The sequence below is a fragment of the Priestia sp. JSM ZJ58 genome, from assembly GCF_044383985.1.
In the GTDB taxonomy this organism is placed as follows: domain Bacteria; phylum Bacillota; class Bacilli; order Bacillales; family Bacillaceae_H; genus Priestia; species Priestia zanthoxyli.
The window spans coordinates 3813203-3835289 of the sequence record NZ_JBISEM010000001.1 but is presented as its reverse complement, the minus strand read 5'-3'; the positions used below and the strand labels follow the sequence as shown (position 1 = coordinate 3835289).

17 protein-coding genes are annotated in these 22087 nt (G+C 37.8%); 16 read left to right on the top strand and 1 reads right to left on the bottom strand.

What is annotated here, in order from left to right:
* Positions 1-3: 3 nt before the first annotated feature.
* From ACH6EI_RS19820 to ACH6EI_RS19775, 10 genes are all read left to right on the top strand, one after another.
* On the top strand, positions 4-1485 hold the full coding sequence (locus ACH6EI_RS19820; RefSeq protein ID WP_028412185.1) for a sugar ABC transporter ATP-binding protein: 1482 nt from the start codon (positions 4-6) through the stop codon (positions 1483-1485).
* Position 1486: 1 nt separating this feature from the next.
* Entirely contained in the window at positions 1487-2446 is a 960-nt protein-coding gene (gene rbsC, locus ACH6EI_RS19815) for a ribose ABC transporter permease RbsC (protein ID WP_108674410.1), read from the top strand.
* Between the two features lie 11 nt (positions 2447-2457).
* A complete protein-coding gene (rbsB, locus tag ACH6EI_RS19810) occupies positions 2458-3378 on the top strand; it encodes a ribose ABC transporter substrate-binding protein RbsB (protein ID WP_108674411.1) in 921 nt (306 codons plus the stop codon).
* A 439-nt stretch (positions 3379-3817) separates the two neighbouring features.
* Positions 3818-5086 carry a 3D domain-containing protein gene (locus ACH6EI_RS19805; RefSeq protein WP_034269680.1) on the top strand — a complete coding sequence of 423 codons (1269 nt, stop codon included), beginning with the start codon at positions 3818-3820 and terminating at the stop codon, positions 5084-5086.
* A gap of 175 nt (positions 5087-5261) precedes the next feature.
* A complete protein-coding gene (locus ACH6EI_RS19800) occupies positions 5262-5873 on the top strand; it encodes a flavin reductase family protein (RefSeq protein WP_028412188.1) in 612 nt (203 codons plus the stop codon).
* Positions 5874-6224: 351 nt separating this feature from the next.
* Positions 6225-7502: an ABC transporter substrate-binding protein gene (locus ACH6EI_RS19795; protein WP_028412189.1), complete on the top strand. Its 1278-nt coding sequence runs from the start codon at positions 6225-6227 to the stop codon at positions 7500-7502.
* Between the two features lie 72 nt (positions 7503-7574).
* Positions 7575-8429, top strand: a complete 855-nt coding sequence (locus tag ACH6EI_RS19790; RefSeq protein WP_034269685.1) for a carbohydrate ABC transporter permease — start codon at positions 7575-7577, stop codon at positions 8427-8429.
* 68 nt (positions 8430-8497) lie between these two features.
* Positions 8498-9304, top strand: a complete 807-nt coding sequence (locus ACH6EI_RS19785; protein ID WP_013055640.1) for a carbohydrate ABC transporter permease — start codon at positions 8498-8500, stop codon at positions 9302-9304.
* Positions 9305-9447: 143 nt separating this feature from the next.
* Entirely contained in the window at positions 9448-9582 is a 135-nt protein-coding gene (locus tag ACH6EI_RS19780; protein ID WP_261763707.1) for a hypothetical protein, read from the top strand.
* Positions 9583-9675: 93 nt separating this feature from the next.
* A complete protein-coding gene (locus ACH6EI_RS19775; protein WP_108674412.1) occupies positions 9676-10410 on the top strand; it encodes a sugar phosphate isomerase/epimerase family protein in 735 nt (244 codons plus the stop codon).
* 31 nt (positions 10411-10441) lie between these two features.
* On the opposite strand, the gene ACH6EI_RS19770 is transcribed toward ACH6EI_RS19775, so the two are convergent.
* Positions 10442-10957: a GNAT family protein gene (locus ACH6EI_RS19770; RefSeq protein WP_013055642.1), complete on the bottom strand. Its 516-nt coding sequence runs from the start codon at positions 10955-10957 to the stop codon at positions 10442-10444.
* A gap of 486 nt (positions 10958-11443) precedes the next feature.
* Here ACH6EI_RS19770 and ACH6EI_RS19765 point away from each other — a divergent pair, with 486 nt between their 5' ends.
* The 6 genes from ACH6EI_RS19765 to ACH6EI_RS19740 are packed head-to-tail and all read left to right on the top strand — an operon-like array spanning position 11444 to position 21982.
* Positions 11444-13051: a GGDEF domain-containing response regulator gene (locus ACH6EI_RS19765; protein WP_028412191.1), complete on the top strand. Its 1608-nt coding sequence runs from the start codon at positions 11444-11446 to the stop codon at positions 13049-13051.
* Positions 13052-14101, top strand: a complete 1050-nt coding sequence (locus tag ACH6EI_RS19760; protein WP_098999780.1) for a HEAT repeat domain-containing protein — start codon at positions 13052-13054, stop codon at positions 14099-14101.
* Entirely contained in the window at positions 14091-15500 is a 1410-nt protein-coding gene (locus tag ACH6EI_RS19755) for a glycosyltransferase family 2 protein (RefSeq protein WP_033578173.1), read from the top strand. The genes ACH6EI_RS19760 and ACH6EI_RS19755 overlap by 11 nt, the downstream gene beginning before the upstream one ends.
* Positions 15497-18745: a hypothetical protein gene (locus tag ACH6EI_RS19750; RefSeq protein ID WP_108674413.1), complete on the top strand. Its 3249-nt coding sequence runs from the start codon at positions 15497-15499 to the stop codon at positions 18743-18745. The genes ACH6EI_RS19755 and ACH6EI_RS19750 overlap by 4 nt, the downstream gene beginning before the upstream one ends.
* A 2-nt stretch (positions 18746-18747) precedes the next feature.
* Positions 18748-19116 (top strand): response regulator transcription factor, encoded by a 369-nt coding sequence (locus ACH6EI_RS19745; protein WP_028412195.1) that lies wholly within the window; start codon positions 18748-18750, stop codon positions 19114-19116.
* Positions 19106-21982 (top strand): ATP-binding protein, encoded by a 2877-nt coding sequence (locus tag ACH6EI_RS19740; RefSeq protein ID WP_108674414.1) that lies wholly within the window; start codon positions 19106-19108, stop codon positions 21980-21982. The genes ACH6EI_RS19745 and ACH6EI_RS19740 overlap by 11 nt, the downstream gene beginning before the upstream one ends.
* Positions 21983-22087: the final 105 nt, after the last annotated feature.

The following is a 22087-nucleotide window of genomic DNA, read 5'->3' as shown; positions in this document are numbered from 1 at the left end:
AGCATGCATATTGCAATGAGAGGGATTCATAAAGCCTTTGGAGCAAACCGTGTACTAAGAGGCGTGGATTTTGAATTACATGAAGGTGAAGTTCACGCACTAATGGGGGAAAATGGAGCGGGGAAATCTACGCTGATGAATATTTTAACCGGCCTTCATAAAAAAGATGAAGGACAGATTCTGATTGATGGCAAAGAGACGTATTTTCAAAACCCAAAAGAAGCAGAACAAAACGGAATTACCTTTATTCATCAAGAGCTGAACGTTTGGCCTGAAATGACGGTGCTTGAAAACTTATTTATCGGCAAAGAATTAAAAACACCTTTAGGTTTTTTAAAAACAAAAGAAATGAAAGCGTTAGCAAAGAAGCAGTTTGAAAAATTAGCTGTCACCATTCCTCTTGATCAAGAAGCAGGACTTTGTTCTGTCGGACAGCAGCAAATGATTGAGATAGCCAAAGCGCTGATGACGAATGCAAAAGTGATTATCATGGATGAGCCGACCGCAGCGCTTACTGAAAGAGAAATTCAAAAGTTATTTGACGTAATTAATGCGTTGCGAAAACAAGGTGTATCGATTGTCTATATTTCACATCGTATGGAAGAGATTTTCGCTATTTGTGATTCCATTACGGTCATGCGTGACGGACAGACGGTAGACAAAAAGCCGATTCCAGAAACCAGCTTCGATGATGTTGTTCGCAAAATGGTAGGAAGAGAGCTAACGGATCGATTTCCTGCTAGGACATCTCCTAAGGGAGACGTTGTTTTTGAAGCAAAAGGCTTGGAGAGAAAAGGTGTGTTTCAAGACGTTCATTTTTCAGTGCGATCAGGAGAAATTGTCGGCGTTGCGGGGCTAATGGGAGCTGGAAGAACCGAGATTATGCGCGCTATCTTCGGGCTTGATCCGTTAGAAAAAGGCGAAATTATCTTAAATGGCAAACGGGTCAGTATCACAAAGCCAGACCAAGCCATTAAATTAGGTCTCGGGTTCATTACAGAAGATCGTAAAACAGAAGGGCTCGTTCTGGATTTTTCTATTCGAGAAAATATTGCACTTCCAAGTCTATTCAGCTTTTCGCCAAAAGGCTTTATTGAACAAAAAAGCGAGCAGCAATTTGTAGATTTGCTTATTAAACGTTTAACGATCAAAACCGAGTCGTCTGAGACGAGTGCGGCTAATTTATCGGGAGGAAATCAGCAAAAAGTAGTTATTGCCAAGTGGATTGGCATTGGACCAAAAGTGCTAATTTTAGATGAACCAACTCGAGGAGTTGACGTGGGGGCGAAGCGTGAAATTTATCAGCTTATGAATGAACTGACAGACAGAGGCGTGGCTATTATCATGGTGTCTTCAGAGCTTCCGGAAGTACTCGGCATGAGTGATCGCATTTTGGTTGTGCATGAAGGAAAGATAACAGGTGAACTGACAAGTGAAGAAGCAACTCAAGAAAAAATTATGACATTTGCAACAGGAGGTCAGTAAAATGAAAGCAAAAACAGCGATAAAAGAAAATCGCGTTGATAACGTGATGCAAAAGCTAGGTCCGTTACTAGGTTTATTTATTCTTATTGTCATTGTATCGATTTTAAATCCAAGCTTTTTAGAACCTTTAAATATTTTAAACTTGCTGCGTCAAGTGGCTATTAATGCTTTAATTGCATTCGGTATGACATTTGTTATTTTAACAGGGGGAATTGATTTATCCGTGGGCTCTATACTTGCTCTATCAAGTGCGTTAATGGCAGGTATGATTGTGTCAGGTGTAGATCCTATTTTAGCTATTTTAATAGGATGTGTGTTAGGAGCTGTAATGGGTATGGTTAACGGCTTACTTATTACAAAAGGAAAAATGGCGCCGTTTATTGCGACGCTAGCGACGATGACAATTTTTAGAGGATTAACGCTTGTTTATACAGATGGAAATCCGATTACGGGCTTAGGCGAAAACTATTACTTCCAGTTATTTGGCCGAGGCTATTTCCTAGGTATTCCTGTTCCAGCGATTACGATGGTACTAGCGTTTGCTGTCCTATGGGTGATTTTGCATAAAACACCGTTTGGCCGTAGAACATATGCAATCGGTGGAAATGAAAAAGCAGCATTTATTTCAGGAATCAAAGTTCCGAAAGTTAAGGTTATGATTTACTCACTAGCAGGATTATTGGCAGCGCTATCAGGAGCGATTTTGACTTCTCGCCTGAATTCTGCTCAGCCAACGGCAGGTACGTCTTACGAGTTAGATGCTATCGCCGCAGTAGTACTGGGTGGCACAAGCCTTTCCGGAGGACGTGGACGCATTGTTGGAACGTTAATTGGTGCGCTGATTATCGGAACATTAAACAACGGTTTGAACTTACTCGGCGTTTCGTCGTTTTACCAAATGGTCGTAAAAGGAATTGTTATTTTAATTGCGGTATTAATTGATCGCAAAAAGTCAGCTTAGGAGGGAAAAACATGAAGAAAATTTGGCTCGTGCTATTATCATTTTCATTATTACTGTTAGGGGCTTGTTCACTTCAGCCTCCTGAGTGGGCGAAACCATCTGAAAGTAAAAATTTAAAAGATATTAAAATTGGTTTATCCGTGTCTACATTAAACAATCCGTTCTTTGTTTCCCTAAAAGAAGGAGTACAAAAAGAAGCAAAAAAACTGGGCATGGAAGTAGTTGTAGTAGATGCTCAAAATGATTCAGCAAAACAAATTAACGATGTAGAAGATTTAATGCAGCAAGGTGTTAACATTCTGCTTATTAACCCAACGGATTCAGCCGCTATTTCAACAGCTGTACAATCGGCTAATAATGTAGGCATCCCAGTTATTACGCTAGATCGTTCAGCAGAAAAAGGAAAAGTGGAAACACTGGTAGCTTCAGATAATGTAAAAGGTGGTCAAATGGCTGCTGATTACATTGTAAAAAAAGTAGGTAAAAAAGCTCAGGTAGCAGAACTTGAAGGCGTGCCCGGAGCTTCAGCAACTCGTGAACGAGGAAAAGGGTTCCACAACGTTGCAGATCAAAAGCTAGATATTACGGCTAAACAGTCAGCTGATTTTGACCGTACAAAAGGCTTAAACGTTATGGAGAATGTTCTTCAAGGAAACCCTGGTATCAAAGCCGTATTTGCTCACAATGATGAAATGGCATTAGGAGCTATTCAAGCGATTAACAGCTCAGGAAAAGATGTATTAGTAGTAGGGTTTGATGGAAACGACGATGCAATTAAAGCAGTAAAAGAAGGGAAACTAGGCGCAACTGTAGCCCAGCAGCCTGTTTTAATTGGTAAACTTGCCGTAAAGTCTGCTAAAAATGTTCTTCAAGGCAAAAAAGTAGATAAGCAAATTCCAGTGCCTTTAAAACTAGTAACCTCTGAAAAATAATGGTTCTATACGTGTGAAGAAAAAAGACGCTCATTTGATTTATGGGCGTCTTTTTATATATATATAGTGTAAAAAAGAAGTGAAAAAGTCACAACTTTATAAATAGTGTAGGAATTATGTAGGTGGAATTTATGTAATAAAAAGTAAAAAACACAGAAAAAAGACGGTAAAACACATAATTTTCTGTGAAAAATTTGTAATATAGCTGTAATAATAAGCGTTTATTTTGATTTTTAAAGAGTAATTTTGCCCCCTTTGTGACAAAAATATATCTTTTTTAATAAACAGTAAACCTCTCTATCAAGGGATTTTGGTGGTAAATTCCCAGAAAGAGATTCTTGGTTATACAGATTATGGGAAACTTTTAACTGTATTGTAACATAAACAGCTAGTTTTTTATGGTATAACTATGTCTATGAGGAAAGGGGACTATTACTTTATGAAAATTTTTAAGCGTATGACTCTTGCAGCAGTCACAGGAATTTTCTTCATGACCGGCATTACAGAGACTCACGCCCAATCGAATGAAGAAGCGCTCCAGACTACTGAAAATAAAATTAAAGAAACAGAAAAGGCTGTTCAACAAAAAGAGAAAGAGAAACAGTCTATCAATTCAGATGTTCAAAACATACAGTCACAATTAAATTCATTACATACAGTAATCTCTAGCAATAAAAAAGAGTTAGCATCGACTGAAAAGCAGATTTCAGAAGCGAACAAAATGATTGAGAAAAAGAAAAAAGAGATCGTTTTGCTTCAGGAAAAAGTGTTAAGTCGTAAAGATATTATTGAAAATCGATTAGTTGCTTTACAGCAGGACGATAAAACAAGCGTTGTTATTGATACATTAATGAATGCTGATAACTTTGGAGATTTTGTTGCACGTATGGGTGCGGTCACAACTTTATTGTCAGCAGATAATGATATTTTAAAGCAGCATCAAAATGACTTAGATCAAATTGAAAAAGATAAAAAAGAAATTGATAAGCAAGAAAAAGTATTAGAAGCAGCAAAAAGTAGCCTAGCGGCTAAACAAGCTGAATTAGATAAAAACGTTGCGAAACAAACAGCAACGTTAACAACTATGCAAGAAAAATACAGTACGGTCGTAAATGAAATTGATGCAGCTTCTTCAGAAAAAGCAAATCTTCAGTCTGAACTAACAGGCATTCAAGATAAGATTGCAAAAGAAAAAGAAGCAGCTCAAAAGCAAGCTGAGCAAGTGGCAAAACAGCAGGCGGCTGAAAAGGCTGAGGCTGATGCAGAAGCAAAGCGTCAAGCTGAATTAGCAACAGCTAAAAAAGAAGTAAAAACAGAGCCGAAACAAGAAGTAAAAACAGCTGCGGCTACAGAGAAGAAAGCAGCCGTTTCTTCAGAAGCAAAAGAAACGAAAAAAGAAGAAAGCACACAAAAGCATTCTGGAAAAGAAATGTATGTAGAAGCAACAGCTTATACAGCTAATTGTGCAGGCTGCAGCGGCGTAACAGCCACTGGACAAAATGTAAGTTCAGGCACTCATAAAATTATTGCGGTAGATCCATCCGTTATTCCATTAGGTTCAAAAGTATATGTAGAAGGATACGGAGTGGCAACAGCAGGTGATACGGGCGGTGCGATTAAAGGATATCGAATTGACGTATTAGTACCTTCTGAGTCAGCTGCAAAAGCATTCGGACGTCGTACAGTGAAAGTAACGGTGCTAAACTAAAGAGAAGATCCGAACGATTTATCGTTCGGATCTTCTCTTTAGTTGGTTTTCAGATGAGATGGATGCAGCTATGTCTCAGCCTCTTCTTTGCATGTTTGGTGAGCAAGTTGCTAGCTAATCTATGCTCTTTTCGTTACCATACAATAAAGTAAATGGAAGAAAAGGAGTGGGTAAAATGAAGGTAGTTGATCCAGCAGTACAAAATGCAAAAGATAATTATCATTTGCTAACAGGTGTCGTCATTCCCCGGCCAATTGCGTTTATTACAAGTCAAAATGATGACGGTGTAGTGAATGCCGCGCCGTTTAGTTTTTTTAATGTAGTTGCGGCAGAGCCTCCGCTGATTGCCGTTTCGGTTTCGAGAAGTGAAGGTCAAATGACGAAAGATACGGCCAAAAATATTAGTGCATCTAAAGAATTTGTAGTTCATCTTGTAGACGAAAACTTAGTGGAACAGGTGAATCAAGCGGCATCTTCTTACCCTTCTTCCGTGAGTGAAGTCGAGGAAACAGGGTTAACACTAGCACCGAGCAAAAAAGTGCAGGTTCCCGGAATTCAAGAAGCCAGCATTCGAATGGAATGTAAACTTCACCAAATTGTTCCATTAGGAACGGATGAGGCATACAGCTCAGATTTGTTTATCGGTGAAGTTGTGATGTTTCATATTAGTGAAAAAGTAATAGAAAACGATCGCGTTTCTGCAGAACGTGTGAAGCCAGTCAGCCGGCTTGCGGGTTCTAACTATAGTAAATTGGGGCAATTATTTTCCTTAGAACGTCCCAAATAAGCAAGAAAGTGTTACTTATGTAGCAAAAAAATAGTATACATTGGATTTTTTTAAATAAGCGATTGTGTTCTGTTTCAACAATAACAGTACATTCGCTTTTTTTTATGAACGAAAAAGTTAATAGAAACCATAATAACAAAATCAATTTACAAAAAGGCAAAAATGTAAGGTTTTTGCCTTTTATATTTACCATTGAGGAAAAGGGTATTCATTCATATAATTTAGATTAAGTAAATTGTATACGCTTTCAATATACAGAATTATTTTTCAATAATTCTATCTAGAAAGAGACGTGAGCGTTTGCAAAAAAACTTGCCACACTAGGAGACGAGATCATAGGAGGGGTATTCATTGAAACGTTGGTTTAGTTTAATCAGTTTTGCACTCATTTTAACCCTAGTACTTGCAGGATGCGGAGGAAAGTCCGCTAATGAAACAAGTGGTAGCGGTGGAAAAGAAGTTGTTGCATGGGCTTGGAATATTAACGTACCGGTATTAAAGAAAGCAGCAGCAGAATATCAAAAAGAGAATCCAGGATTTAAATTAAAAGTAGTGGATATGGGACGTGAAGACGTTTATTCAAAACTAACAACAGGATTGCAGGCTGGCGGAAAAGGTCTTCCTGATATTGTATTAGTAGAAGACGATCGTTTCCAAGGATATTTGGATGCATTTCCAAAAGCATTTTTAAACCTATCTAAAAAAGGGTTCGATAAGCAAGAAGATAAATTTCCAGAGTTTAAGAAAGCTCTTTTATCAAAGGATGGGGACATGTACGGCTTCCCGTTTGATGCAGGTCCGACAGGCGTTTTCTACCGCACAGATTACTTTGAAAAAGCAGGCGTAGATCCAAACAGCATCAAAACATGGGATGATTATATTGCGGCTGGTAAAAAAATTAAAGAAAAAGTTGGCGTTGATTTACTAGGTTTAGATTTTAATAATGACGATGGCTTATTCCGAATGGCACTAACGCAGCAAGGTACATTCTATTTTAATAACAAAGGTAAGCTCAATTTAACTTCTAAAGAAGCGAAAAAAGCGATGGAGTTAAATAAGAAGTTAAAAGAAGCAGGCATTGTTAAAAATACAGTGGGCTGGGATGCTTCAATCAGTGCTTTAGCAGAAGGTAAAGTAGCAAGTTCACCATCTGGTGCTTGGCTATCTGGTTCTATTACGCAGCAGGCTCCAGATTTAAAAGGAAAATGGGGAGTATTTTTATTACCTTCGTTTGAAGAAGGAGGCAACCGTGCTTCTAACTTAGGCGGAAGCAACTATGTGATTTCAGCAAATAGCCAAAAAGCAGATGAAGCGTACAAATTTATGGAATATTTCTCAACAACAGATAAAGTTCAAGAAGAAGCGATGAAGGGCGGATTATTCCCATCATTAAATACCGTATATTCTTCAAAATTATTCACTGCACAAGATGAGTACTTTAACAATCAGACGATTTGGAAAACATTCGCAGATGAAATGAAAGATATTAAGCCGGTTAATTTTACAGGCAATTACTCAGTTGCAAACAGTGAAGCAGTCAAAGCTGTGTCAGAGGTAACAAATGGTAAGGGCGTTACAGACTCGCTTGAAGCAGCTCAAAAACGCTTAGAAAACCGAATTCAAAAATAATCAAGAAGCATAGAAGGTGATTTCTAGAAAATTGCCTTCTATCTCTTCTTCTTGCGGTACTAGGAGGTCATCATGAAGACAAATAAATCATTGCCTTACTTATTTATTGCTCCAGCACTTTTGCTGTTCGCGCTGTTTACCATCTATCCTATTTTTTCATCGTTTATTCTAAGCTTTCAGAGTATGGAAGGCGGAAAGTATGTATTTACCGGTTTATCAAACTATACACGTTTGCTCGGAGATGATATTTTCTGGAAAGCGCTTGGAAATACGGGGATTATTTTAATCGTTCAAGTACCCGTCATGATTTTATTAGCGCTTGTACTAGCTAACGCGTTAAACAGTCAGCTTTTAAGACTAAAAGGTTTTTTCCGAGTTTCATTTTTCTTGCCCGCAGTAACGTCGCTAGTTGCCTATTCTATTTTGTTTTCAATCATTCTTCAAGATGAAGGAATTATGAATACTATTTTAGGGTTTTTCGGTATCAATGCCATTCAGTGGCTGGGAGATCCTTTCTGGGCTAAAGTCTCAATCATCGTTGCGATGACTTGGAGATGGACAGGTTATAATATGGTTATTTTTCTAGCAGCTCTTCAAAGTTTATCTCATGAAGTTTACGAAGCAGCTGATTTAGACGGGGCAAATCGTATTCAAAAGTTTTTCCACGTAACGGTTCCACAATTAAAACCCGTTATCTTGTTTGCTACTATTTTATCAACAATTGGCACGCTTCAATTGTTTGACGAACCTTTTAACTTAACAAAAGGCGGCCCTGCTGATTCCACGATGACGCTAGGCTTATATATTTATCAAAATGGCTTTAAATATTTTGATTTTGGATATGCTTCAGCCATTGCGTACGTTGTTGTATTATTAGTCGGTATTTTAACGTTCTTCCAATTTAAATTTACGGGTGATAAATCATGAGTGTATTAGAGAGAGTAGAAGCAACCGCAGTAGCTACCGTGCCTAAGGTTAAAAAGAAAAGTAACATCATGCGCAAAATAGGATTATACAGCATGCTTGGGCTGTTCACGATTATCTCTATTTTTCCGTTTTACTGGATGATTATCGGCGCTACGAATGAATCGGGAAAAATGTTTACAAACCCTCCAACGCTGAAGCCTGGCGATCAATTTATGACAAATCTACAAAATTTAAATGCTTCAATTGATTTAGGGCGGGTCTTTTTTAACTCAGTATTTGTTTCAGTAGTGTATGTGATTGTAGCTTTAATGGTTTGTTCTACAGCTGCATATGCGCTATCTAAATTTGAATTTAAAGGACGAAACGCAATTTTTACAACGCTTTTATTGTCCATGATGATTCCGTATCAAGCAACGCTCATTCCGCTTTTTCAGCTGATGTCGAATTTTAATTTGCTTGATACGTATTTTGCTCTTATTGTTCCGCAGCTGTGCTTTCCGTTCGCTATCTTTTTATTACGTCAGAACTTTTTAGCTTTTCCAACGGAACTGATTGAAGCAGCACGTTTGGACGGTGCTGGAGAGATGAGAATCTTTTTAACCATTGTGCTTCCTTCTATGAAGCCTGCGATGGCTGCAGCAGCTATTTTCTTATTTATGACACAGTGGAATAACTTTATGTGGCCTTTAGTTGCGACTACATCAAACGAAATGGCTACATTGCCAGTTGCTCTTTCAAGCTTAATTGGATTATCGATTATTGATTACGGTCAAGTAATGATGGGGGTAACGATTGCCACCATTCCAATCATTGTCTTCTTCCTAGCACTTCAGCGTCATTTTATTTCAGGAATGCTTGGAAGTGCAGTAAAATAAAAAGCAGCAGATGTTGAGAAAAAAGTATGTTAGTTAAAGGAGGATCCGAAAGAATCTGATTGTTGATTGAGAATCAAATTCGTTCGGATTTTTTCCTTTCTAGGATGAACGTAGATTTAATTGTAGTTAATTGCTTCTAGGTGTTGATTGGAGGGCAAGACGAAGACTCCTGCGGGAAAAGCGGAACAGGTGAGACCCCGCAGGAGCGTAAGCGACGAGGAGGCTCACCGGCCGCCCGCGGAAAGCAAAGTCTTGCACGGAAATCAACAGCTGTGTAACAAGTAATTCATACTAGTTCAATTTGTTCGTCTTTAGATTGGGTTGATTTAGCCATAGTTCAATCACTTTCTTAATGAACAGGGGGAGAGAAGATGGGAGAAATACCTGTAGGAGTACAGCTTTATACGCTGCGTGAAGAAACGAAAAAAGATTTTAAAGGGACGCTTCAAAAAGTAGCTGCTTTAGGATACCAAGGGGTAGAATTTGCAGGGTATGAAGGATATACAGCGCAAGAAGTAAGAGCGTGGTTAATGGATTTGCAGCTGAAGCCAGCTTCTAGTCATATTCCACTTGAACAATTAGAATCTAATTTAGAGCAAGTGATTCACTTTGAGCAGCAAGTCGGAAATTCACATATTGTTTGTCCTTATTTAATGCCTGAACGTCAAACGGAAAAAGGGTATTACGAACTTATTGATTCTTTAAATGATATTGATACGTATTGTAAAAAAGAAGGCATGTCGTTTAGCTATCATCATCATGATTTTGAGCTGAAAAAATTGTCAACCGGAAAGTCAGCTCTCCAAACGATTCTAGAAGAAACTGGGGTAAATGTAGAGCTGGACATTTATTGGCTCACTAAAGCAGGCGAAGATCCAGTTGAGTGGATGAAGCACTATCGAAATCGTACGCCTTTTATCCATTTAAAAGATATGACAACAGACGGCGAGCAATTCTTTGCTCCTCTTGGTACCGGAGGGGTAAATGTAAAGGCTGTCATGAAAGAAGGCAATAAAGCAGGCGTAAAATGGTGGATCGTTGAACAAGATCAGTGCATAGAAAATCCTCTTAGCAGTATTAAAAAAAGCTTAGCATATATCAAATAAAAAAAACGAACAGACGCTGTCTGTTCGTTTTTTATTGATAAGCTGGAGTCCATTCAATTTCTCCGCACTTATTCGTATAATCAATATTTACTTCAAAGTTATGTTTTTCATAAAAATGAATTAATCTTTCGAGATGATCCCAGTCGCGCTCAGCGATATCTCCTTTAATGACATGAACATTTTGATCAACCGCTACTTCTTTTAAATAATTCATACATACAGAGCCATATCCCTTATTAGCGGGACCTTTAATATCACCAATAAAAATCGTGTGATTATCTTCATATACGCCATCGATGGCAAAATCCCAAGCCCCTCTATAGGCTTTTGTGCATTCATTTAGCATAATTTTACATGCGTTTCCGTCATTTTGTGCCGATACAATAACTAACTGATTATCTTCAGGCTGATCGACACCGATAACTTCGTACTTTTTAGCAATTTCTTTTAAATTATCCTGCATGCGAAATAGCTGAAACTCTAAATCATCAAGTGTTTCTTTTAGTTCTTCTGCATTCTGGTTTTTTTCTGTAAGCTGAGTAAACATTTTATACTCCTTTCCGTCTGTTTTCGGTCTAAACGCGCCTATGACAAAGAGAACACGGTGTATAAAGCGAAACTTTATTTAGCAAAGTATCTGCCTTAGTAAAAATATAAAAAGGAAAGAACCTGATTTGATTGATCGTTCATCAAAACGGCTGCTTTCCTTAACATTCACTTTTAAATTTTTCACAACGTGTATAAGGGTAACAAAGACTCATTAATTTTGTCAATAAGGTTGCAGGTCTATTTGTAAAGAAGATAACAGGACATTTTACTTATCTGGAAAGAAAAATAATGAGTGAAAAAAGAATCATTTTAAAGTAAAATCATTGGAGGAAAAGTATGGTTAAAAAGGAATTGCTTTTCATTTGAAAAAAACATACTTAAAATAAAAGTAAGAAAATATTTCATTTACTTACAAAATATTATAGAAAAATGGATGGAGTAATATGGGGTAAGTGTTAACTATATCGAACAAAGGGTGTATAAGATGGATAAATATCAAATTGCATTATTAGCTAATGTGCGTAAGCAGCTGCAAGAGTGGACTGATCAAAATAAAGAAATACCTCATGAAGAGGTGTACCGCTTTTTGCATTCAATTTCTGGAACGTCTGCGACTATTGGACTGCATTATTTAGGAGATCGTTCCCGCGCGTTAATGGAAGCTGTTGAAAAAAAACAGAAAAAAATCTGGGATTACGCGGAGTTGAATACTTTTTTATTAGATATTATTAAAATTTGTTATCAAGATGAAATTCAATCCGCAGAAGATATAAATAAACCGATAGAAATCAGTGAACAAACAGCTAGCATTTTACTTGTGGACGACGATCTTTCAATGCTGATGTATTTAAAAGAACAGTTTGAAAAGCAGGGATGGTACGTATTAGCAACTGCATCTAAAGAAAAAGCTATTACGGCTTTTTACGAATTAAAGCCGGATTGTTTTGTTGTTGATGTACATATGAAAGACTGTACAGGCTTTGACATTCTTTCATTTTTACGTGATAAAACAAAGCAACTGTTCGTCCCGATTGTCATGATGAGCGTTGATAATCAAAGAGAGACGCGTTTGAAGGCTTTTAAATTAGGGGCTGATGACTTCCTTGTTAAACCTTTCGATCTGGAAGAAAGTCTACTTCGAATTGGTCACCATATTGAACGAAAGCAAATGTTTAACTCCTATTTAATGTTTGATGAATTAACAGGAGCCTATAACCGAACGTATTTAAAAGAAATCTATAGTCAGCAGCTGTCGAGCTACGACCGCTTAAAAGATCCTTTTTGTTTAGCGATTTTAGATTTAGATTTCTTTAAAAGAATAAATGATCAGTATGGACATCTTATGGGAGACCGCGTACTGCAAGCATTTGTAGAGTATATGAAGCATGAAATTCGTCCAACAGATCACATTTTTAGATATGGAGGCGAAGAATTTATTCTTTTACTGCCAAAAACCAATATAAAAGAGGCAGAAACAGTATTAAATAGACTGTTGGATTCCTTTGTGAAAAAAGTGTTCACACATCAAAGCAATTCGTTTTATTGCAGCTTTTCCGGCGGAGTTGTAGAAGTTCATAACAATGAATGGCCGTTAGAAAAAGCGCTTCATCAAGCTGATGAAGCATTATATATAGCGAAGGAATCAGGACGTCAAAAAATTGTAGCTTCTTCTCAAAGCAAGCTGGTTAAAAAGCGAACGCTTCGTATGGCTATTATTGATGATGATTCTATCATTCGAACGATGCTGAAAGAGCTTTTAAGTAAGATTGATGTAGGAGATCGTTATGAAGTGAAAATAGAAGTGTTTAAAGACGGCATCGAGTTTTTTGAGTCCCAATGGATTCACTCTAGCGATCACTACTTTGTTATTTTAGATGGAATGATGCCTAAGATGGATGGCTTAGAAGTGCTGCAAAAATTAAGGCAGCAGAAACGTCACGATCAGTACACGGTTATTATGCTTACATCACGAAACAGCGAACAAGATATTCAAAGAGCATTAGAACTTGGGGCAGACGATTACATGACAAAGCCATTTAAGTTAATGGAGCTTGAAGCGCGCGTACGTCATTTAATGAAGAAGGTGAAATAAATGGGGATGTCAATTCAAGTGGTATATATCTTATTTGGCGGATTGCTATTGCTGTTGGTTTGTTTTCTAAGTTATTTACTTATTCAAAAAGCGCGTTTAAACGCTTTCCGGGCAAAAGTAGAATCCTATAAAGATAGTATAAAAGAATCTCTTTTTATTTATTTATACAGAAAAGATGAAGAACATCGGATAGAGCCTAAAAATAAAATAGAGCTGGCGGGTGTAGAGGAACTATTGAGCGGTTTTTCTGCAGCTGTGCAAGGTGATGACATTCGAAATAACATCACGCTCTATGCGGAGAAGGTTTTTACACCCAAATATAAAAAAGAGCTGCATCATTCTAGGTGGAGTGTCAGAATGAATGCCCTTTATGCTATTGAAGATTTTGGTCTTACTACGCTAACAGACCAATTAGTAGAAATGTATGAGAAAAAAAATAGTACAGCGGCTGAAAAAAATCAAATTTTAAAGATTTTAGTTAAGCTAAACCGTCCTGAGTTTGTTATATACATGACGAATGCCTCTAAACCGCTGTCTGAATTTATGTACCGCTCTTTGTTTGGAACTATGAACAGTGAGCAGTTTCAGCAATTTATTAATAAATTTGAAGACCTGCAAGAAGAAATTCAGCTACCACTTATCGATATGGTCGGTATCAATCATAAGTTAGAGTATATCGATTTCTTAAAAATGCACATGAAAAGTTCATCAGAAGAACTGCGAATTCGTTCGTTGAAATCACTTAACGCTTTATCTTTTCCATTAAAAGTAGAGGAGCTCACGAAACATCTTCAATCAGATATGTGGCAAGAGAGAATGATGGCTACCAAACTAGTAGGCAAAACGAGAGATGAGAAGGGATTGTCACTTCTCGAGCAGTCGCTGAAAGATTCTCATTTTCTTGTGCGCTCGAATGCTGCTCAGTCAATGATGAAAATCCCAACGGGTACAGAATACTTAGTTCATGTATATGAAACGACTGATGACAAGTTTTCGAAAGATATGGCAGCAGAATGGCTTGAAAAGGGAGGAATTACGGTTGTGGAATAGTGTTTGGCATCTTTTTTTGTCCGTTTGCGGATGGGCTGTATTTGCTTATATGATTTTTGTGCTTTGTTTTTATTTTATGATGTTTATCATTTCTGCTTTTCAACTGCGAAAGCAATATCAATTAAATGATGAAGAACCTTATGAAGATTTGCTTGCGGTTAGCTATACAACGCCGTTATCTATATTAGTTCCCGCTTATAACGAATCTGTCGGGATTATTGGAAGCGTGCGTTCGCTGCTTGGAATTGAATATCCGGAATATGAAGTAATTGTAGTAAATGACGGATCTTCAGATGATACGTTAGAAAAGCTCATCGAAGAGTTTTCTCTTGTGAAAATGAATCGAGTTGTGAGAAAGCAAGTGGAGACGAAAGAAGTAAAAGCTGTATATCGTTCTAAATTATACGATTATTTATATGTAGTCGATAAACAAAATGGAGGAAAGTCAGATGCATTAAATGCAGGAATTAATTTATCCAACTATCCTTATTTTTGTTCGATCGATGGTGATTCAGTGTTGGAAAGAGACGCTTTTTTAAAAGTTATGAAGCCAATTATTGATTCAGACGGAGAAGTAATTGCTTCAGGAGGAAGTATTCGAATTGCAAACGGATGTAAAATCGAAAACGGTGCGGTCGTATCGATTGGACTTGATACGCAGCCGCTTGTTGTGATGCAGATTATTGAATATTTACGTGCCTTTCTTATGGGGCGCATTGGTCTCAGTCGCCATAATTTATTACTTATTGTGTCAGGAGCATTTGGCGTATTTTCTAAACGCTGGGTGATTGAAGCTGGGGGTTATTCTCATACAGTCGGCGAAGACATGGAGCTTGTTGTTCGCCTCCACCGACTGATTAAACAGAAAAAAGCCAACAATCAAATTGTTTATATTCCAGATCCTGTATGCTGGACAGAGGCACCTGATGAAATCAAATATTTGCGAAGACAGCGAAACCGCTGGCACCGCGGTTTATTTGATAGTCTTTGGAAGCATAAAGAGATGCTGTTTAATCCGAAATACGGAAGTATCGGAATGATTTCTATGCCTTATTTTGTGTTTATTGAACTAATCGGGCCGGTCATGGAAATGTTAGGCTATTTGTTTATTGTTATTTCTCTAGTTGTAGGCGGGATTTATGTGGAATTTGCGTATTTGCTTTTTCTCTTAATGGTTGTATATGGTTCTCTTTATTCGATGGCGGCTGTTTTGCTAGAAGAGTGGAGCCTTCGCAAATATCCAAAAGTATCTGATATCGCTAAGCTGTTTGTCTTTTCCCTGACTGAATCCTTTTGGTATCGCCCTCTAACTGTTATATGGCGCTGTCATGGATTGTTGGACGTTATTCGCAATAAAAAGGGCTGGGGAGACATGCAGCGAAAAGGAGTTTCACAATGAAAAAATGGTTATTAATCGGCGGCATTATTTTGGTTATGGCAGTAACGGCTTCGCCATTTCTTATTTGGCAGCTAAAGAAACCAACTGATTTGAATATGCTTGTCATTGATAAAACAGTGCCAGATCAAACATTTCGAGAGCATCAGGGCTTAATGTGGATGCTGAATCAAGCGAAAGTACGCAAAGACGGGAAGCCTTATGAAATCTCAAAAGATTATGCAGGGTTTTATCCGAATGGAGATAAAACATACAGCATTAAATCTCTGCCAAAAACAAACTCTGCAGATATGATTTATATCACGGACACGTATGGCGTATACAAAGAAGATTTAGGCGTAAAAGCTAAAAGAGGAGATCGTTCTCAGCTGGTGTATGGCGGCATGACTTCTGAAGATGTGAGCTACGTTAAGAAAGCACTGAATGGACGTACAAAAACGCTGATTGGAGAGTTTAATACATTTGGAAGTCCTACTTCTCTAGACGTTCGCAAAGAACTGTATGAATTGTACAATGTTACGTGGTCCGGCTGGATTGGTCGCTATTTTGATGAATTCGGCAGTGAAGAAGTTCCTGCTTGGGTGAAAAGTGCTTACAAAAAGCAGTACAACAAAGAGTGGAACCTTACGGGCAAAGGCTTACTGTTTGTTAATGAATCCAATAAGCTCGTTATTATAACGGAAAAAGAATTAAAAGAAAATCCAGTATGGTTTCAATATACAAAACAAGGAAAAAAAACATTGAATTTACAGGATGAATCTGCTTATCAATATTGGTTTGACGTAATTACACCCCAGCAAAAAAGTGATGTGCAGGCTCAGTTTGTCTTTCACTTGGATTCTGAAGGAAAAAACAAGCTAAAGGAAAATGGTATTCCTTTGTCCATACCAGCAGTCGTTCATCATAATAAAGAGCGATATGATACTTATTACTTTGCAGGAGATTTTGCAGATCAAGGAGAAGTACCTTCCATTTATCAAACCTCTTTTTACCCGGTGTGGAAGAAATGGACAGAGAAAATCGGAAAAGAAGATGAGTCTTCTTTTTACTGGACTGTTTATCTGCCTCTTATGAATAAGATTATAGATCAACAGCAAAATGCATCGCAGCCTGCTTCTGTTACTTTTAATGAAAATATGGAAATCTATGAAGATGCTGACCGTAAAGTAGCAGGGAAAGTAGGAAAAGATTATTTGCAAGTTTATCAAAACGGCAAGTGGAAAGATTTGCTGATTAAAGGAGTAAATATGGGCATTAGTAAGCCAGGCCATTTCCCTGGTGAGACCGCTATTTCGAAAGAAGAATATTTACGCTGGTTTAAAGAAATTGGCAAGATGAATGCAAACTCAATCCGCGTATACACTATTCACCCTCCCGGCTTTTATGAAGCGCTTGCTGAGTATAACCAAAAAGCCAAAGAACCCATTTATCTTTTTCATGGAGTATGGGTGAATGAAGAAGTTTTCTATGATTCACAAGATGCTTTTGCAAAGGAAAATACAAAAGAATTTGAAGCTGAAATGAAAAGGATTGTAAACGTTATTCATGGAAATGCAACACTGCCAAAACGGACGGGACATGCAAGCGGAACGTATACAGCAGACGTGTCTCCTTATGTTTTAGGCTGGATTATAGGAGTTGAATGGGATCCCACGGTAGCCCTTTCGACAAATGAAAAACATAAAGGAATGAAAGATTTTAAAGGGAAGTACATCTATACGGAAAAAGGCAATCCCTTTGAAATTTGGCTTGCGCAGCTTATGGAAAAAACAATTTCCTATGAGCAGGATAAATATGATTGGCAGCGGCCTATGAGCTTTACGAACTGGGTGACGACGGATTTATTGACTCATCCATATGAGCCTTCTGAAGACGAAGATAAAGTGTCTGTTAATCCTAATTTAATTCACACAACTAAAAAATTTGAGCCGGGATTATTTGCTTCTTATCATATTTATCCTTACTATCCTGATTTCTTAAACTATGAACCTCGTTATCTCGCTTATCGCGATCATCGAGGAGAGAAAAATAACTACGCAGGTTATTTGCAAAATATGAAAGAAGTTCATCATATGCCCGTGCTTGTTGCTGAATTTGGCATTCCGGCTTCGCGAGGACTCACCCATAGAAACGTATACGGATGGGATCAAGGCTTTCATACGGAACAAGAACAAGGAAAGATTCTGTCACGCTTGTACGAAGATATTGTTGAAGAAAAAATGGCTGGCGGTATGGTCTTTACATGGCAAGATGAATGGTTTAAGCGAACGTGGAATACGATGGAGTACGACAATCCGAACCGCAGGCCATTTTGGACGAATTTGCAAACGGGAGAACAGCATTTTGGCCTGTTGAGTTTTGATCCAGGAACAAAGCTGAAAGTCAAAGTAGACGGCAAATCAGATGATTGGAAAAAGCTGAACAGCAAGTCGGTATATAAGCCGTCTAAGAAGTTAAAAGCATTGAACATTACAAGTGATGAAGGTTATCTATATCTACACGTGAGTGCAAAAGAGCTGGAAGATCAAAAGCTTTATTTCTTGTTTAACACAATTAACAATCAGGGACAGTCAAAGATTCCTCAAATTCCTTCTTTAAAAACAAAAGGAATTGATTTTGTAGCAGAATTAAACGGGAAAGAAGACAGTCACTTGTGGATAGACAGCTATTACGATACGTATTATTTTTCGTATGCCCATCAGCTTCAAATGATTCCATCTGTAAAAGGAACCGATACAAAAGATAACGGCATGTTTAATCCAATCAGGCTCGCCCTTAACAAAGAGTTAGCGATTGGAGAGGGGAAAAACAAGAGAACCATTCCTTTTGACGCCTATGAAACTGGGAAGCTCCAAGAAGGAAACAGCGATCCTAATTCTTCTTCATTTGATTCGCTAGCAGATTTTAAAGTGAATGAATCAAATGGAATTGCTGAACTTCGCATTCCTTGGGCGCTTTTAAATGTAAAAGACCCGAGTCAAAAAGAAATAATGGGAGATATTTGGTCCAAAAAAGGACTGGAATCCAGCGAGAAAATGAAAGGAATTCAAGTGGGGGTCGTAGCTGTTAATAAGAAGAGCAATGACGTGGAAGATACGTTTCCGACTCAGAAAAAAGGAGAACTTTTATTAAAAGATTTTTACTTATACAAGTGGAAAAATTGGGAGTATCCAACTTTTCACGAACGAATAAAGCCGTCCTACTTCATATTGCAAAAAACGTATGGACGACTACAAGCGGAGGAATAACAATGGCAAAAATTTTATTAGCGGAAGATGAAGAAGTGCTTCGTATGTTAGTGGTAGATACGCTTGAAGATGAAGGACATGAAGTGACGGAAGCAGAAAACGGCGAAGAAGCGTTGGAATTTATTAAAGAACGTGATTTTGACTTAATTATTTTGGATTATATGATGCCGGTGTTCACCGGGCTTGAAGTCATTCAGCAGCTAAAAGAAATGAAAGATAAGCGCCATACAAAAGTATTGATGCTTTCAGCTAAGAATCAAGCTGCTGATCAAAGCCGGGTGTTAGAAGCAGGGGCTGCGTATTTTATGTCTAAACCGTTTAGTCCCCTATTGCTAGCCGAACGTGTTGAGGAAATTTTAGATGAACAATAAACTAAAACGAAAAAGTATCTCAACCCAGTTCATCTTCTTAGCAAGTATCCTTTTACTTGCTTTTGCGGCGGGTTCAACTGTACTTGTTGTACGGCAAAAAGAAATTACAGCTGATTATGCCCAGTACAGGGCACAAGTACGGGAAAAGGCACAGCTGCTATCTACAATTGATAAATCAATGAACAGAGCTTTTTTGCAGGCTCGTGGGTTTATTGCATTTGATTCAGAGGATATGTATAACGAGGCTGCAAGTCAGCAAAAAAGTATCGAAGAAAATCTTGATCGACTTTCAGGTCTAGCGGCAGATAGACGTGAACGTACGTTTGTAAATGAAGCGACGGTGATGCTAAACACGTATTTTAATCAAACGCTTCCTTATTTTAAAGATATTTACGACAAAAAAGGCATTGAAGGAGTCCGCTCTAGTCCTGAGCGGAAGGCTGCTTCTAAATCAATAGAACAAATGCAAAAAGAACTTGATGACTACCAAAATGAATTAACTAAAGACTTAAATACACAGTACGATGACACGTCGAGTGACATGCAGAAAAGTCAAACGTTCTTTATTTTATTTTTAGCGTTTACAGTGGTCATTTTATTATTGCTTACACGGGTATTGCTAAATAAGTTTGTAAAGCCGCTGAGTCAGCTAGCATATACGGCAAGCGAAATTGCTGCGGGAAAAGAAATGCCTATGACATTTGATGAACATAGAAGAGATGAAATCGGTATGCTATCTCAGGCCTTTTACAAAATGGTATCGACTTTGCAAAATAACGAACAGGAGTTAACGGCTCAAAATGAAGAGCTGATTGCACAGCAAGATGAGTTGCACAGTCAGCAAGATGAACTTCAGCACGCATTGGAATTGACAAAGGAACGAGAAGGCGAGTTAGAATTGCGCAATTTATTTGTGCATGGACTAACAAATTCTCTTCACAAGCAAGAAGTTCTCACGAGTGCTGTCACAAACATGAGCCGGGTGATGAAAGCTGATCACGGTTTTATTATGCTAACCGATGAAAAGACACATGCTTCATTTGGTCTATCTTCATCAAGTGTTAAACAGATGATGGAAAACCTTCATAATAATTACATTGATCATGTGCAAAAGACGAAAAAATGTATGGTAGTAAAAAGAGAGTGTATAGAACATGAGCGCCTATATCATCGGCAAACGTTTTATTTGTATGATGTTATCGTACCGGTGCTGTCTTCACAGGGAGATATGCTAGCCTATATGTTTTACAGCCGCTACGCGGATGAATACACAGAACATGAATTACAGACATTTGAAATATTGGCCAAACAAATTACGATTGCTCTTGAAAAAATTTATATTTACGAAGAGTCTGAGCATGACAGACTGCTATCTCAAGATATTTTAAATTCGATTCAAGAAGGAATGCAGCTTGTAGATACAAGCGGTACGATTCTACAAGTGAATACGAAGACTAGCGAATTGTTTCAATATGAGCATCAAAGCGGGCTTCTTCAGCTTTCTCGCGATCAATGGCTAGATGCTCTCTCTCAAAAAGTCGAAAATATAGAGGAGCTAAGACAATACGTTAAAGCCATTTGTAAGGGAGAGCAAGTAGAAAAGTCTTTTGTTTATTATCTGCACACGGAAGGTAAGCGAAAAGTTATAAAAGTTTATAGCGAATACGTATATCGAAACCGTCAGATGTTTGGCGTATTGTTCGTTCATCGTGATATTACGAAAGAATTTGAAGTTGATCAGATGAAGTCGGAATTTGTAAGCACTGTGAGTCACGAGCTGCGCACACCTTTAGCAAGTGTATTAGGGTTCACTGAGCTTATGCTAAACAAAACATTAAAAGAAGAAAGACAGAAGAAGTATTTAACTACTATTTATCAGGAAGCACAGCGGTTAACTTCTTTAATCAACGATTTTTTGGATGTCCAAAGAATGGAAGCGGGGAAACAAACCTACGATAAAAAGTATCAAGACATTCTGCCGCTTATTAAGCAGGTGATTGAGGTCCAGAACATACAAACAAGTAAGCATGAATTTGATATGATTTCCGATCAAGAGCATTTTACAGTAATGGGAGATAAAGATAAGCTTCTGCAATTGTTTAATAACGTAATTAGCAATGCAGTAAAATATTCGCCCGATGGAGGGAACGTTACAGTTAAAGTGTATCAAAAGGAACACGCTGTTTATATTGATATTCAAGATGAAGGAATTGGTATACCAAGTGAAGCGCTAGGACATTTGTTTACCAAATTCTACAGAGTAGATAACTCCGATATGCGCAAAATTGGCGGAACGGGTCTAGGGTTAGCAATTGTAAAAGAAATTGTAAAAGCTCATGGTGGAGACATTACTGTACAATCAGAATGGAAAAAAGGAACAACATTCACGGTTGTTCTCCCGCTTCTACATGAAGTTCAGTACGATGAAGAAATGATGATAAGTGCGAATGATAACCGTAAAAGCGTAGTGATTGTAGAAGATGATAAAAGTTTAGCGACACTTTTACAGGTAGAATTAAAAGAAAGCGGCTTTCACGTTCGGTATTTTAATAACGGAGAAGACGCATTAAACTCTATTCATCAGCAAAAGCCTGAAGTGGTTGTTCTAGATATCATGCTAGGAGAAAATAAGTTAGACGGCTGGGATGTTTTAAGGCATCTCAAAGAAAATACAGAGACAGAAAAAATTCCTATCTTAATCTCATCTGCTTTAGACGAAAGAAGCAAAGGATTAGAGCTTGGAGTGTGTGAGTTTCTGATTAAACCCTATCAGCCTAGTAAATTATCTAAAACGATTCTCCAGCTTCTTTTGAAAAAACAAGAGCATGAAGGAGAAATTATGATTCCATCAGATAAAGAAGAGTAGAAATTTGGTGAGGCTTCGTTATATGTACGGAGTCTCATTAAACGAAAAGAAAATTAGTAAAGTAATAAAAAAACATTGAAAACGCTATCAAAATGTGGTTTTATA

Coding starts and splice junctions, on each gene's coding strand:
- ACH6EI_RS19820 (WP_028412185.1), top strand. CDS start 4: ATGCATATTGCAATGAGAGGGATTCATAAAGCCTTTGGAGCAAACCGT.
- rbsC (WP_108674410.1), top strand. CDS start 1,487: ATGAAAGCAAAAACAGCGATAAAAGAAAATCGCGTTGATAACGTGATG.
- rbsB (WP_108674411.1), top strand. CDS start 2,458: ATGAAGAAAATTTGGCTCGTGCTATTATCATTTTCATTATTACTGTTA.
- ACH6EI_RS19805 (WP_034269680.1), top strand. CDS start 3,818: ATGAAAATTTTTAAGCGTATGACTCTTGCAGCAGTCACAGGAATTTTC.
- ACH6EI_RS19800 (WP_028412188.1), top strand. CDS start 5,262: ATGAAGGTAGTTGATCCAGCAGTACAAAATGCAAAAGATAATTATCAT.
- ACH6EI_RS19790 (WP_034269685.1), top strand. CDS start 7,575: ATGAAGACAAATAAATCATTGCCTTACTTATTTATTGCTCCAGCACTT.
- ACH6EI_RS19785 (WP_013055640.1), top strand. CDS start 8,498: ATGCGCAAAATAGGATTATACAGCATGCTTGGGCTGTTCACGATTATC.
- ACH6EI_RS19775 (WP_108674412.1), top strand. CDS start 9,676: ATGGGAGAAATACCTGTAGGAGTACAGCTTTATACGCTGCGTGAAGAA.
- ACH6EI_RS19770 (WP_013055642.1), bottom strand. CDS start 10,957: ATGTTTACTCAGCTTACAGAAAAAAACCAGAATGCAGAAGAACTAAAA.
- ACH6EI_RS19765 (WP_028412191.1), top strand. CDS start 11,444: ATGGATAAATATCAAATTGCATTATTAGCTAATGTGCGTAAGCAGCTG.
- ACH6EI_RS19760 (WP_098999780.1), top strand. CDS start 13,052: ATGGGGATGTCAATTCAAGTGGTATATATCTTATTTGGCGGATTGCTA.
- ACH6EI_RS19750 (WP_108674413.1), top strand. CDS start 15,497: ATGAAAAAATGGTTATTAATCGGCGGCATTATTTTGGTTATGGCAGTA.
- ACH6EI_RS19745 (WP_028412195.1), top strand. CDS start 18,748: ATGGCAAAAATTTTATTAGCGGAAGATGAAGAAGTGCTTCGTATGTTA.
- ACH6EI_RS19740 (WP_108674414.1), top strand. CDS start 19,106: ATGAACAATAAACTAAAACGAAAAAGTATCTCAACCCAGTTCATCTTC.